Source organism: Brevibacterium samyangense, assembly GCF_039529845.1.
Classification (GTDB): domain Bacteria; phylum Actinomycetota; class Actinomycetes; order Actinomycetales; family Brevibacteriaceae; genus Brevibacterium; species Brevibacterium samyangense.
The window spans coordinates 88,560-100,719 of the sequence record NZ_BAAANO010000004.1; the positions used below are offsets into that span (position 1 = coordinate 88,560).

The window sequence follows — 12,160 nt, forward strand, 5'->3', positions numbered from 1 at the left end:
GGGCCCTCGGTGTGCAGGGCTCTCGGCGCCCCGTGCGGGAAAGGTCAGTACCCCGCCGTCGCTCCTGCACCAGCGGCGATGACCGCGAGAACGATCATGAGGATGACGTAGAGCACCCAGAGGCACACGAAGACGATGCCGAGGATGAAGCCCCACTTGCCGAGCGCGTTGTCGGCGAGGCCGGCCTCACGCGACTTCTTGCGGGCGATGAAACCGAGGATGATGCCCACGGGCGCGAACACGAACGCGAACACGAGGGCGAGGATGCCCATGGTCTGGCCCGGGTCCTGCGCGGGGGCACCTGCGGGCTGCTGGTTGTATGCCGGCGGCTGAGCGTTGTACTGATCAGACATCACTGACTCTCTTTCTCAGGGGTCGAAGCGGTGCGAACGGGACCACCTTAACCAGCAATCCACCTTGGGAACGGGGTAAATCGGCTCGTGTATCAGGACCGACACGAAACCGACTCGATTTCGGTATTTCCCAGCCATTTCTGTGTGGACGGTCACGGATCTGTGCCTCGGATCGCGTTCGCCCACCTCGGTACAGCTCCGTCCGCAGCCGGAGACACTGCATGACCCGACGTGACACCGCACGTCACACGGGGAACATCCCGACTCCCGACTCTGTTGCACTGCACGGGTGACGCCTGCACGTCACCCGTGCGTGCGGCCGGGCTCGAACGGAGCCCGGGCATGCACGAACGCGTTCCACCGCACACGGACGAGGAGCCCCGACATGATGGTCGACATGCGTCGCGCAGACGGATGCTGGGAAGTCGCGATCGACAAGCGTCCCGTCGGCACGTTCATGCGCATGACCGACGCCGTCGCCTTCATCGAACGCACCATCGCGCGCCACCACGGCGATTCCCGCACCACGAGGAGTCGGAACCGCCGAGCGGCCTGAGGCCCCGTCCGGGGCCCACCCCGCGTTCCCCGAAAACGCCGCCGAGGTCACCCCTCCTTCGAGGAGAACCACCGTGCGGGTTCCTCCCCCATGTCCCAGAAGACGCCCGCCATGATGCCGAGCGCGCTGTCGAGGATCGGCACGAGGATGTGCTCGTTCGGTGCGTGCTGGTTGCAGCCGGGGTAGGAATGCGGGATCCACACCGTCGGCAGGCCCAGCCCCTCGGTGAATGCGGTGTTCGGGATGGTGCCGCCGAGGTTCGGCTGCACTGCCGGTTCCTGCCCCGTCGTCGCGGTGAGGGACTCGATCGCGGCTCGAACCACCTCGGCGTCGGGATCGAGCCGCGTGGCGCTCTCCCGGATCTCGTGGGGCACATCCACCTCGATCCCGGTGAATCCCTGTTCGGTAAGAAACGCCTCGACGTCCTCCTTCAGGGTGAGCACCTGCGTGCCGACGACGTACCGCAGTTGGAGGAGCGCTGCCGCATATCCGGGGATCGCGTTGACCGGCGACTCCGGATTACCCGCCTCGAGGGCGAGCACCTCGAGGCCGTTCCATCCGAGGGTCTTCTCCTGGTGGGTGAGGCCCGGCTCGCCCCACGTCGGGTCGATCTCGGGAGCTCCGGGTTCCACGACCTCGGGGAGTTTCGCGAGGGTCTCCCGCACGGACTCCGGGATCTGCGGCGGGCGCAGGGACGGGATCCGGATGACTCCGTCCTTGTCGACGAGTGCATTCACCGCCGCGGCGATCGTCGTCGCGGGGTTGCGGAGCTTGCCGCCCCAGTTGCCCGAGTGGTGGTTGCCCTCGCGGGCGTGGAACCGCAACCAGAAGTTGATGGCACCGCGGGAACCCATGAAGAGAGTGGGGACCTCGGCGGCGAGGCGCGGTCCGTCCGAACCGAGGAAGAGGTCCGCCGCGAGGATGTCGTCGCGGTGGGCCGCGCAGAAGTCGTGGAGACCGACCGAGCTGGATTCCTCCGCGGTCTCGATGAGCACCCGCACGTTGTAGCCGAGCGTGCCGCCGCGTGCGGCGATCACCTGTCCGAGCGCCTGGTGGTTCACGAGGTGCTGGCCCTTGTTGTCGGCCGAACCCCGGCCGTAAAACCGGTCCCCGTCACGGGTGAGAACCCACGGGTCGAGTCCCTCGGCCCATTCGTCGTCGTGGGCGAACTGCACGTCACCGTGCCCGTAGAGCAGCACCGTCGGGAGCGACGGGTCCTCGATGCGGGCTCCGACGAGCAACGGATGGTTCGCCGAGGCCGGGTTCTCGTGGACGGTGACCTCGAACCCCATGCCCTCGAGCTCGGGGCGGATGGACTCCTCGAGATAGGCGTGGGCGGCCGGCCCGTTGCCCCCGCCCTGACTCTCGGTGCGGTGAGAGACGCGTTCGGCGAGGAGATCGAGGAACGGTCCGTCGCTCAACAGTGCACGGGACGCAGCGATGGCACCGTCACGGGACGGTTCGACGTGTGGGGACACGAGGGGACTCCTGGGGGATCGGGCAGTGGGGCTGCCGGGCGGGGAATCGGTCACCCGACTGTGGTGTGTCGGGGCCCACAGGGAGGTGGGCACCCCCGATCATAGGGAAACCGGAGCCGACGTGGGCCACCTGCCCGGAGCCGGTCTCCGTGGGACCCTCCGCAGGGCCCTGCGCCGGGAAGCCCCCCGCCCCCGGTTCGGCCGCTCACCAGCGGGAATGCACCTGTGCGCGGATCCGGGAGTCGTAGAGCTCCTCCACCGCGTCGAGGAATTCCGGCGACAGCGCAGGAACGTCGCCGGCCGCCGCGTTGCTGCGTGCCTGGTCCGCGTGACGCGCGCCCGGAATGACGGTGCTCACCCCCGGTTGCTGCGCGGCCCACGCGAGTGCGGCGCCGGCGGGTTCGAGCCCTTCGGCACGAGCGAGTTCCGCGAACTCGGCAGCGATATCGACCGCTCGAACTGCTTCGACCACCTCAGGTCGCAATCGGGTGCGGTTGCCACTGTTCAGGTCGCGATTGACGGTGAGGTTTCCGCGAGATCGCGCAGACAATCGCGATCTCAATGGGCTCACCACGCTGAATCGCGATCTCGATTCGCCGCCCAGCTCATGGGGGGACGAGGAGTTCGAAGACATGCCGTACCGGGCAGCCTCTGACGGCATCCCACTTTCAGCTGTGCGATCTGGCACGATCCAGCCGCCTGAAATCGTGCCGAAGTGCGCAGCTGATTCCGGAATCGTGCCGAAGTGCGCAGCTGGTTCCCGCCGCACCGCACCGCCCCCGGGAACGAGAAACGGCCCCGGACTCGGAAGTCCGGGGCCGTTCACACGGCGGAGGATAGGGGATTTGAACCCCTGAGGGCGTTAACCCAACACGCGTTCCAGGCGTGCGCCATAGGCCGCTAGGCGAATCCTCCGTGAAGAACAGTACAGGAACGGATGACGCGGAATCCAATCGAGACCACCTCCGCCCTGTGTGAGGCGTACCACCCCGGCTCCGGGCCCCATCGATTGTCCAAGCCGCGCGCGAATCCCTATACTCGAATACGGCTCTTCGCGTGGCGTCATCCAGCGAACTCCCCCAGGTCCGGAAGGAAGCAAGGGTAAGTTGGCTCTGGCGGGTGCGCGAAGAGTCCTTTATTTTGCCCGCACATGCGAGCGCTTCGCCGCCTATTGAAATCACCGAACGACCGATAAGGTACGTTTTATGGAAGCAATGTCGCTTTCGCCCGGTGACCGGCAGCATGCGAGACCTCGGATCTGGCCCCTCTTCCTGGCGACCTTTCTCTCGACCTACACCTTCGCGGTCGCCAATATCTCCGTGCCCGGAGTGCAGGCCTCCCTCGGCGTGAACGGTTCGCAGACCGCCCTCATGATCGGGGCGTACACCGTGTCCTTCGCCGCCGGCCTCATCATCTGCGGCCGTCTGGGCGATCGGTACGGGCGGCGCCGGCTCTTCCGCATCGGTACCGCGTCGATGATCGTCACCTCTCTCATCACCGCCGCTGCGCCGAACCTCGGCCTGCTCATCCTCGGCAGGCTCCTCCAGGGCGTCTCCGCCGCGATCACCACCCCGCAAATTCTCGCCTCGGTCCAGGCGATGCTCACCGGCCCCGCCCGGTCCCGTGCGATCGGCATGTACAGCATCGTCGCGGGCGTCGGGACGATCGGGGGCCAGATCCTCGGCGGCCTCATCAACAGTCTGTTCCCCGTCGAGTACGGCTGGCGCGCTGCGATGCTCTCGATCGGCCTCATCGCCGCGATCGCACTCGTCGGCACGCTGTGGCTGCGCGATACCCGCTCCCCGAACCCCGAGGGGCTGGATGTCACCGGCAGTATCGTCGTCGCCCTCACCCTGTTCGTCCTCATCACCGGCCTCACGAATGCCTCGAGCGTCGACCCCACCCATCCGTGGTCCGAACCCCTCACGCTCGTCTCCACGCTCGCCCTCCTCGTGCTCGCCGTCGGCGGCACCTTCCTGCTGTGGCAGCACATCCGGGGTCGCGCCCTCGCGCAGAAGCCCTCGGTGCTGCCGCTCCACGTCATCCGCGAGCCGGGTGTCCGGATCGGCGTCACCCTCGCCGCCGTGTTCTTCTGCATGCTCGGCGGCTTCATGTACAACTTCGCGGTGCTCACCCAGCAGGGGTTCGGTTGGTCGCCCCTCAAGGGCGGCATCGCCCTCCTCGCCCTCGCCGGGTCCTTCGTCCTCGCGTCCTCCTTCGCCACCCGCCTCCACGACCTCTGGGGTCCGAAGGTCCTCGTCATCGGTGCCGGGGTGCAGAGCATCGGCCTCGCCGCTCTCGCGGTCCTCGCGTTCTCCCCGACGAGCAACGACACCTTCCTCTGGCTCTTCCAGATCTGCGCACTCTTCACCGGGGGCGGCCAGGGCCTCATGATGGGCCCGCTCGTCTCCGTCGTCATGAACACGGTCCCCACCCGCGTCGCCGGCCTCACGGGAGGGCTCGTCGCCACCGGGCAACAGGCGGGGATGGGTCTGGGCGTCGCCACGCTCTCGAGCTTCTTCACCTTCGCGAGCGACCACGTCCCCGTCCGCACCGCGTTCGGCCTCACCGTCACTCTCACGATCGCCGTCTCCTGCCTCTTCGGGCTGCTCGCGATGCAACTCGTCCGGCCGGTCCCGGGCACCGCTGCCGGGGCGGCGGCGGAACCCGCCTGAGGAACCGGAGCCGAGGCGCCGCACGGCTGAGCTCCCGACCGGCACCTCCGTCACGATTCAGCAACACCCGAAACCGCCGTTTCCCCAGGTCAGCGGGTATGAACAGTCGAGTAACCACGGTCCTGCTCGTTGCCGTTCGCCAATCCGTGACATTCGGCTCTCTACTGTTGGATCCGCGGTGTTTCCGACCGGCGGTGCAGGTGATCTGCGGCGCCGGCGCACGGGCGACGACGCCTCCCACCGCACTCCCGTCCTCCTGCCCGTCCCTTTCGAGTTCCAGAGAAGAAGGCCCCGTGTTCCGTCGACGTCTCCTCGGCACCGCTCTTGCAGCCGCCGTCCTCCTCTCCGCCTGCACGAACGGCGGCACCCCGGACGACTCGCGTTCGGCGGACACCACGGCGAGCGCCTCCCCCACCCCCACCGTGAGCCCGGAACCGACGGTGACCGTCGCCGGTGAACCGGCGGACAGCACGCCGGAGCTCGAAGCGGGCACCCACCTCGAACTCGCGATCGACGGTGGCGAGTTCACGGAGGTCGAACTCGTCGACACCGGAAACGACCGGGTGCCCGCGGACGACGGCGAACTCACGACCCCGGACGCGACCACTGCCACCCCGACGCCGACCGGGGCGAGCACCGGCACGTCGGCAGAGGACGCGACCGGCGCACCCGCCTCGGAGACCACCGAGGACGCCGAGGCCGGCGGCACCACGGAGCCCACGGAGGCCGCCCCGGAGGCGACGGGATCCGCCGACCCCGCGGGCGCCTCGGCGACGGAGACAGCGACCGCGACTGCCACGGCCGGCGCGACCGCGAGCGATTCGGCCACTTCGACCACCACCCCCGAGGCGGAGGAACCCGGCACCCTCTGGACCTCGGACGCCGGCCTCGCCGGCGGCAAGGAGTACGCGTGGACGGCGACCGCAGTGACGCCCGACGGTGCCGAACACGAGTTCTCCGGCACCGTGACGACCGCGGAGGCGACGGGGTCCACCGTTCGCGCCCGGTCCGTGCTCGGTGACGACGCCGTCGTCGGTGTCGCGGCGCCGATCATCATCGACTTCGCCTCGATCGTCGACGAGGAGTACCGGAACGACGTCGAACAGCGCCTCACGGTGGAGGCGACCGACGCCGACGGAAAGCCCCTCGAGGTCGAGGGATCCTGGGCGTGGCTGCCGGACAAGGACGGCGCCTCCCGGATCCACTACCGGACGAAGGAGCACTGGCCGGCTTACACGGACGTATCCGTGTCGCTGCCCTTCGAGGGCGTGCAGTTCTCCGCGGACACGCAGGGATCGCGCGACATGACGCTCGATTTCGAGATCGGGCGGGAGCAGATCGTCGAGGCCTCCGCGGAGACCAAGCGCATGGTCGTCACCCGCGACGGGGAGGAGATCTGGGACTGGCCGACCTCCCTCGGCTCCCCCGAGGCACCGTCGTTCAACGGCCCGCACATCGTCATGTCGAAGGCCGCGCACTACGTGATGACGAGTGAGCGCTGGGGATACGAGACGCCGACGAACTGGGCGGTCCGCATCCACAACAACGGCGAGTTCGTCCACGGCGCTCCGTGGTCGGCGAGCTCGCACGGCGTGCGGAACGTGAGCCACGGCTGCATCAACCTCACGGACGAGCGGGCGTACGAGTACTACCAGTCGGCGATCTACGGCGACCCCGTGAACATCACCGGGTCCTCTGTCGACCTCACGATCGACTCGGGCGAGGTGAGCGACTGGGTCTACACCTGGGACCAGTGGACGGAGCTCTCGGCGCTGAGCTGAGCTCTCGGCGCTGAGCTGAGCACTCGGTGTTGAGCAGGGCTCTCAAGACCCACATCACCCCGAAGATGAGTTCGTTCTCATCGCGGATTCACGTGCGCCTCACCGGCGGTCGACACGATGGGGGTGTTCGACGGCCCCGGGGAATCCGGGCCGACCGCAACCCGCAAAGGATGCAGCCATGCCCAGCACCTCGTCGCTCCCGATCCTCTCGACCGAACCGACCACCCACCTCGAGGCCCTCACCCCGCAGCGCCTGCGCCGCGCCAAGTTCGCCTACACCACCCGGTACGCCCAGAACTACGCGTTCAACACGCTCGCGACGGGTGACGAGCTCTTCCTCCTCTCCGGCGACACCGTCCGCCCCGCCGCCGGCGACGTCGTCCTCGCCCGGATCGTCGAGATCGGCAAGCAGGAGAAGGTCGAGGGGCCGCAGTCCCGCCGCGCCACGCTCTTCGAGGGCGACGAGGTCGTCCTCGCCTACGGCAACCGCTACGCCGCCGACCAGTACCACGCGGTCGTCCCCGACTCCCTCGAGGAGTGCCACATGGTCGCCGCCGGTGGTGTCGCCGGACGGGTCATCGAACAGAACGCGATGGTCGACGACGCGACACGCATCCAGCCGAACGGCATCCTCGCCACTGCCTACGGAAAGCTCTCCACCCAGGACGTCGCCCGTCACCGCCTCGACCTCGCGGACCACTCGACGACCGGCCGCCCCACCGTGATCGCCGCGTTCGGCACCTCGATGAACTCCGGCAAGACGACGACCGCCGCACACCTCGTCCACGGCCTCGCCGCCGCCGGTCACACCGTCGGTGCCGCCAAGGTCACCGGCACCGGGGCCGGCAACGACCCAGGCTACTTCGCCGATGCCGGCGCCGCCGAGGTCCGCGATTTCACCGACTTCGGCTTCCCCACGACCTTCAAGCTCGACTACGACCACGTGAAGGCCCTCCTCACGAACACCGTCCGCGAACTCACCGCGTCCGGATGCTCCGTCATCGTCGTCGAGATCGCCGACGGTCTCTTCCAGGGCGAGACCCGCCGCCTCGTCGAGGACCCCGTGTTCGCCGGGACCGTCGACCGCGTCGTGTTCTCCGCCTCCGACTCCCTCGGCGCCGTCGCCGGCGTCGACTTCCTCACCTCCCGCGGGATCGAGGTCTCCGGCGTGTCCGGCCTCCTCACCGCTTCTCCCCTGCTCGAGGCCGAGGCGCGGGTCGCCGTCGACGTCCCCGTCGTGAATACGATCGACCTCGCATGCCCCGAGGTCGCTCTGTCCGTCTCCTTCGTCGAGGCGCCCGCCGGGGCTCCTGGCGAGCGCGCATGAGCACAGGGGAGGCCGAGGCCACCGACCGGGCGACCCGCGCCTCGGCGGCGCAGGCCCTGCCCGCCCTCCTCGAGGGCGGCCGCCGGCGCATCATGGCGCTGCTCATCGTGTGCGGACTCGCCACCGCGGCCCTCGCGGGCCTGAGCGCGTGGGCGACGAACGCCGCGATGAACGGCCGAGGCGCCGGCTGGCTCGGTGCCGTCCTCGCCTCGGCGCTCGGGGTCGGGGCCGTCCGAGCCGGGGAACGGATCCTCGCCGAACGCTTGGGACAGAGCTACATCCATCGGATCCGGGTCGACCTCGTCGCCACCGCCCTGCACGGGGCGAGCGCGACCTCACCGGGTGTGCTCATCGCCCGGACGACGAACGACCTCACGGCGGTGAAGAACTGGGTGTCGCTCGGGATCGCACCGATGATCACCGCCGTCCCGCTCGTCCTCGGTGTCCTCGTCGTCCTCGCGCTCATCCATCCGGCCGCGGCCTTCGCACTCGCATTCGTCGTGTGCGTCCTCGTCGCCGTCCTCGCGCTCTCCTCCGACGTGCTGTACGAACGGGCGCGGACGGTGCGGAAACACCGGGGGCGGCTGGCGTCGGCGACCGCGGACACCGTCGGTGCGCTCGAGGCGATCCGCGCCGCCGGGGGCGAACGCCGGGAGACGAACCACATCGACCGGCTCGGGGCGAAGGTCGCGCAGGCCGCCGTGCACCGCTCCCGGGTCACGGGCCTCCTGCGCGGCGCCTCGGCGGCGGCTGCGGCGCTCGCGACGGCAGGGGTCGTCGTGGTCGGGGTGAGCGGTGCACTCACCCCCGCGCAGACGACGTCCGCGCTGCTCGTCGTCGGGATCGTCGCCACCCCGCTGCTCGACCTCGGGCGGGTCGTCGAGTACCGGCAGAACTTCAAGGCGGCCCGGCGCGTGCTCGTCCCCGCGCTCGCGGGCGTGCCGCTCGGGAACCGGAGCGACGGCAGCGCGGCGCCCGGCGTCGGTGACGGCAGCGGCGTCGGGAACGGCTCGGACGGAGCCGGGTCCGTGTACGGCCACCCCGCGGTCGACGAACGCACCCTCGCGGTGGACCTCGCGTTCGAGGAGGCCAACGCCGACGGCTTCTGGACCTTCTCCTCGTACGGGCTCGAGTTCTCCGGTGGCCGCCGCGTCCCGGATCTCGTGGCGCGACCCGGCAACCGGGTCCTCATCGACGCGGACGACCCCGAGGACGCCCGCACCCTCGTCCAGGCGATCGCCGGGATCGCGGAGACGGAGGCCGGCACGGTGCGGATCGCGGACATCGCGATGGACCGTGCGGAGGGCCGGGACCGGCGGCGCGTGCTCGGCCTCGCTCGGGGCACGGACCTCCTGCCGCGCGGATCGATCGACCGGGCCGTGCGCTACCGGGAGCCGGATTCCTCGCCCGAGGAGGCCCGGCCGCTCATCGAACGACTGGGACTCGCCGAGTCGGTCGACGCCCTGCCGAAGAAGGAGCGGACGCTCCTCGTGCGCGGCGGCGAACCGCTCACCGCGCCGCAACGCGCGCTCGTCCACGTCGCACGTGCCGCTTTCGGCTCCCCCGACGTCCTCGTCCTCGACCGGATGGCCGAGGCGCTCGACCCCGCGGGACTCGAGGCCGTCGGGGCACTCGTCCGGGACTACCCGGGGGTCGTCTTCACGACCGATCGGGTCCTTGCGGAGGGGCCGGCGCAGGAACAGGGTGGTGCCGGCTGGCGCGTCTGGACGGTGTGAGCGCCCGGCGTGCCCCCTACCGCCGGTCCTGCCGGGGGACGATGACGCGGCGCACGACGATGAGGACGCTCGCGGCGAAGGGCACCGCCATGATCGCCCCGAGAACTCCCGCGAGGCCGGCGCCCGTGAGTGCCGCGATGATGACGACGGACCCGGGGATGTTCACGGCCGCCTTCATGATGCGGGGGCTCAACAGGTACGCCTCCACCTGCATGTAGAAGAGGTAGTAGATCCCCGCCACGAGTGCCATTCCCGGTGACACCATGAGGCACGAGAACACGATGATGATCGACCCGGTGAGCGTGCCGACGAGCGGGATGAGCGAACCGAGGAACGCGATGAGCGCGAGCAGCGCCGGCAGTGGTGCGCCGAGGAACGACAGGACGACGAACGACAACACGCCGTTGATCGCCGCGAGGCTCACCTGGCCGAGGACGTACCGGCCGACCGAGCGAGTGACCTCCTCCGTCACCTCCTTCACGAGGGCGCGGCGACTGCGGGCGACGAGCGAGTACGCACCGGACTTGATGGCCGGCAGTGTCGCGGTGAAGTAGACGACGAGGATCATCACGACGATCGCCCCGGTGAGGAACCCGGCGATCCCGGCACCGACCGCCACGACGCCTCCGCCGATCGACGTGACGTTCGCGGGATCGGCGACCCAGTCTCCGAGTGCCGCGAACACCGCGTCGATGTCGACCGCGCCGCCCAGGCGCATTTCGAGGTCGATCACCCAGTCGACCGTCGCGATCTCCGCGATGATCGTCGGCAATTGGCCGATGAACGACTGGATCTGGGTGATGAGCGTCGGCAGGACGAGAATGCCGACGGCGACGGCGAGCGCCACCACCGCAATGAGAACGCACACGACCGCGAGCGTCCGATGCACCCCGCGCTTCACGAGGAACGCGACGACCGGTTCGAGGCCGAGCGCGAAGAACAACGCGATCCCCACATAACTGATGACGGTGCTGATCGACCCGACGCTCGCGAGCAACCACCACGCGATGCCGCCGCCGAGGACGCCGGTGAAACCCAGCCAGAAACCGGAACCGATCGTGAGGAAACCGTGCTTCCGGCCGTCTCCGTCCTCGACGTCGCGAGGGGCGCTTCCCGCCGTGCCGGGGCTGCCCGGGCTGCCGGGCACCGCGTGGTCCGCCGGACCGCCGGTCACCCCGGCTGCTCCGGAGACCCCGGCCCCCGCGGAAGCCTCGGCCGCGTCGGAGGCGAGGGGCGCTCCCGAGGTGCGGGGCGCCTCGGCCGTGGAGTCCGCGGAGTCGGGAGCGCCGCCGGGCACGGGAGTGTCCCCGGTGGTCGGCTGGTCTCCCGAGGACGGCGTCATGCGGTCAGTCTAGGAAGCGAATCCGGCACACGGGAGATGTGTCCGCCACGGTGTGTCCGTGCACGGGCCGCGAGGCCCCGAGTAGGTTCGTGGGTCATGGAACCCTACGAACGACTGTCCCGGGTGGAGCGGTGGGAGCGGCGGATGGAGATCCCGCTCCTGCTGCTCGCCGTCGCCTTCGTCGCCGCCTACGCGATCTCGGTCCTCTCCCCCGACCTCGATCCGGACCTCGAGACCGTCGTCCGGCTGGTCTCCTGGACGACGTGGGTGGCGTTCGGCGCGGACTTCCTCGTCCGCATCGTGCTCGCGGAGAACCGCCTGCGGTACGTGACTCGTCACTGGTACGACGTCATCCTGCTCCTCGTTCCCGCCTTCCGACCGCTGCGCCTGTTGCGCATGCTCGGCACACTCCGCGTCCTCAACCGGGTGTTCGCCCGGCGGCTCGCGGGCCGGCAGGCGGCGTACGTCGTGTGCGCCGCGGTGCTCTGTGTGTTCCTCGGTGCGCTCGCGGTCCTCGACATGGAACGCCACAGTCCCGACGCGAACATCACGACCTACGGTGACGCCCTGTGGTGGGCGATGGTGACCTCGACGACCGTCGGGTACGGCGATTTCTACCCCGTGACGACGGGTGGCCGCCTCGTCGCGGTCGGACTCATGATCATGGGCATCGCTCTGCTCGGATCCGTCACCGGTACGTTCGCCACCTGGCTCGTCGAGGCGGTGAAGAAGGAGAACGCCGAACGCGACCGGATCCGCGCGGAGCACGAAGCCCAGGAGGCCGCCCAGGTGGCGGCGGGTGCTGCCTCCTCCACGGCCGAGGCGTCCCGCACCTCCGAGACGCCGCCCACCACCCGGCAGGAGCCGGGTGCCGAGGACCCGGACGCGGGCGGCGGTGCCGCCTGTCCCGAG

Annotated in this window: 10 protein-coding genes, 1 tRNA gene and 1 other RNA gene; 7 read left to right on the forward strand and 5 right to left on the reverse strand. The window is 69.7% G+C overall.

The window, feature by feature from the left end; genetic code table 11:
• Nucleotides 1-44: 44 nt before the first annotated feature.
• Entirely contained in the window at nucleotides 45-353 is a 309-nt protein-coding gene (locus tag ABD172_RS01740) for a DUF4190 domain-containing protein (protein ID WP_344306394.1), read from the reverse strand.
• A 385-nt stretch (nucleotides 354-738) separates the two neighbouring features.
• On the opposite strand from ABD172_RS01740, the gene ABD172_RS01745 reads away from it, so the two are divergent.
• On the forward strand, nucleotides 739-909 hold the full coding sequence (locus ABD172_RS01745; RefSeq protein ID WP_344306396.1) for a hypothetical protein: 171 nt from the start codon (nucleotides 739-741) through the stop codon (nucleotides 907-909).
• 47 nt (nucleotides 910-956) lie between these two features.
• On the opposite strand, the gene ABD172_RS01750 is transcribed toward ABD172_RS01745, so the two are convergent.
• From ABD172_RS01750 to ABD172_RS01760, 3 genes are all read right to left on the reverse strand, one after another.
• A complete protein-coding gene (locus tag ABD172_RS01750; RefSeq protein WP_344306398.1) occupies nucleotides 957-2,387 on the reverse strand; it encodes a M20 family metallopeptidase in 1,431 nt (476 codons plus the stop codon).
• Nucleotides 2,388-2,592: 205 nt separating this feature from the next.
• Nucleotides 2,593-3,048, reverse strand: a complete 456-nt coding sequence (locus tag ABD172_RS01755; protein ID WP_344306572.1) for an aldo/keto reductase — start codon at nucleotides 3,046-3,048, stop codon at nucleotides 2,593-2,595.
• 169 nt (nucleotides 3,049-3,217) lie between these two features.
• Nucleotides 3,218-3,302 (reverse strand) — tRNA-Ser (locus tag ABD172_RS01760).
• A gap of 128 nt (nucleotides 3,303-3,430) precedes the next feature.
• Between ABD172_RS01760 and ffs the strand changes: the two genes are divergently transcribed.
• The 5 genes from ffs (at nucleotide 3,431) to ABD172_RS01785 (ending at nucleotide 9,906) form a co-directional block, all read left to right on the forward strand.
• Nucleotides 3,431-3,526: signal recognition particle sRNA small type (gene ffs, locus ABD172_RS01765), an RNA gene on the forward strand.
• 75 nt (nucleotides 3,527-3,601) lie between these two features.
• Nucleotides 3,602-5,062: an MFS transporter gene (locus ABD172_RS01770; RefSeq protein WP_344306400.1), complete on the forward strand. Its 1,461-nt coding sequence runs from the start codon at nucleotides 3,602-3,604 to the stop codon at nucleotides 5,060-5,062.
• A 293-nt stretch (nucleotides 5,063-5,355) separates the two neighbouring features.
• A complete protein-coding gene (locus tag ABD172_RS01775; RefSeq protein WP_344306401.1) occupies nucleotides 5,356-6,843 on the forward strand; it encodes a L,D-transpeptidase in 1,488 nt (495 codons plus the stop codon).
• Between the two features lie 178 nt (nucleotides 6,844-7,021).
• Nucleotides 7,022-8,170 carry a P-loop NTPase family protein gene (locus ABD172_RS01780; RefSeq protein WP_344306402.1) on the forward strand — a complete coding sequence of 383 codons (1,149 nt, stop codon included), beginning with the start codon at nucleotides 7,022-7,024 and terminating at the stop codon, nucleotides 8,168-8,170.
• Nucleotides 8,167-9,906: an ABC transporter transmembrane domain-containing protein gene (locus ABD172_RS01785; RefSeq protein ID WP_344306403.1), complete on the forward strand. Its 1,740-nt coding sequence runs from the start codon at nucleotides 8,167-8,169 to the stop codon at nucleotides 9,904-9,906. Before ABD172_RS01780 ends, ABD172_RS01785 begins: the two co-directional genes overlap by 4 nt.
• 16 nt (nucleotides 9,907-9,922) lie before the next feature.
• Here ABD172_RS01785 and ABD172_RS01790 read toward each other — a convergent pair whose 3' ends face one another.
• On the reverse strand, nucleotides 9,923-11,248 hold the full coding sequence (locus tag ABD172_RS01790) for an AI-2E family transporter (RefSeq protein ID WP_344306404.1): 1,326 nt from the start codon (nucleotides 11,246-11,248) through the stop codon (nucleotides 9,923-9,925).
• A 96-nt stretch (nucleotides 11,249-11,344) separates the two neighbouring features.
• Between ABD172_RS01790 and ABD172_RS01795 the strand changes: the two genes are divergently transcribed.
• A partial coding sequence (locus ABD172_RS01795; protein WP_344306406.1) for a potassium channel family protein occupies nucleotides 11,345-12,160 on the forward strand: 816 nt, incomplete at its 3' end.

Excerpts from the sequence above, each read along its gene's own strand:
- ABD172_RS01785 (WP_344306403.1), top strand. The coding sequence starts at position 8,167 with ATGAGCACAGGGGAGGCCGAGGCCACCGACCGGGCGACCCGCGCCTCG.
- ABD172_RS01740 (WP_344306394.1), bottom strand. The coding sequence starts at position 353 with ATGTCTGATCAGTACAACGCTCAGCCGCCGGCATACAACCAGCAGCCC.
- ABD172_RS01755 (WP_344306572.1), bottom strand. The coding sequence starts at position 3,048 with ATGCCGTCAGAGGCTGCCCGGTACGGCATGTCTTCGAACTCCTCGTCC.
- ABD172_RS01770 (WP_344306400.1), top strand. The coding sequence starts at position 3,602 with ATGTCGCTTTCGCCCGGTGACCGGCAGCATGCGAGACCTCGGATCTGG.
- ABD172_RS01780 (WP_344306402.1), top strand. The coding sequence starts at position 7,022 with ATGCCCAGCACCTCGTCGCTCCCGATCCTCTCGACCGAACCGACCACC.
- ABD172_RS01745 (WP_344306396.1), top strand. The coding sequence starts at position 739 with ATGATGGTCGACATGCGTCGCGCAGACGGATGCTGGGAAGTCGCGATC.
- ABD172_RS01790 (WP_344306404.1), bottom strand. The coding sequence starts at position 11,248 with ATGACGCCGTCCTCGGGAGACCAGCCGACCACCGGGGACACTCCCGTG.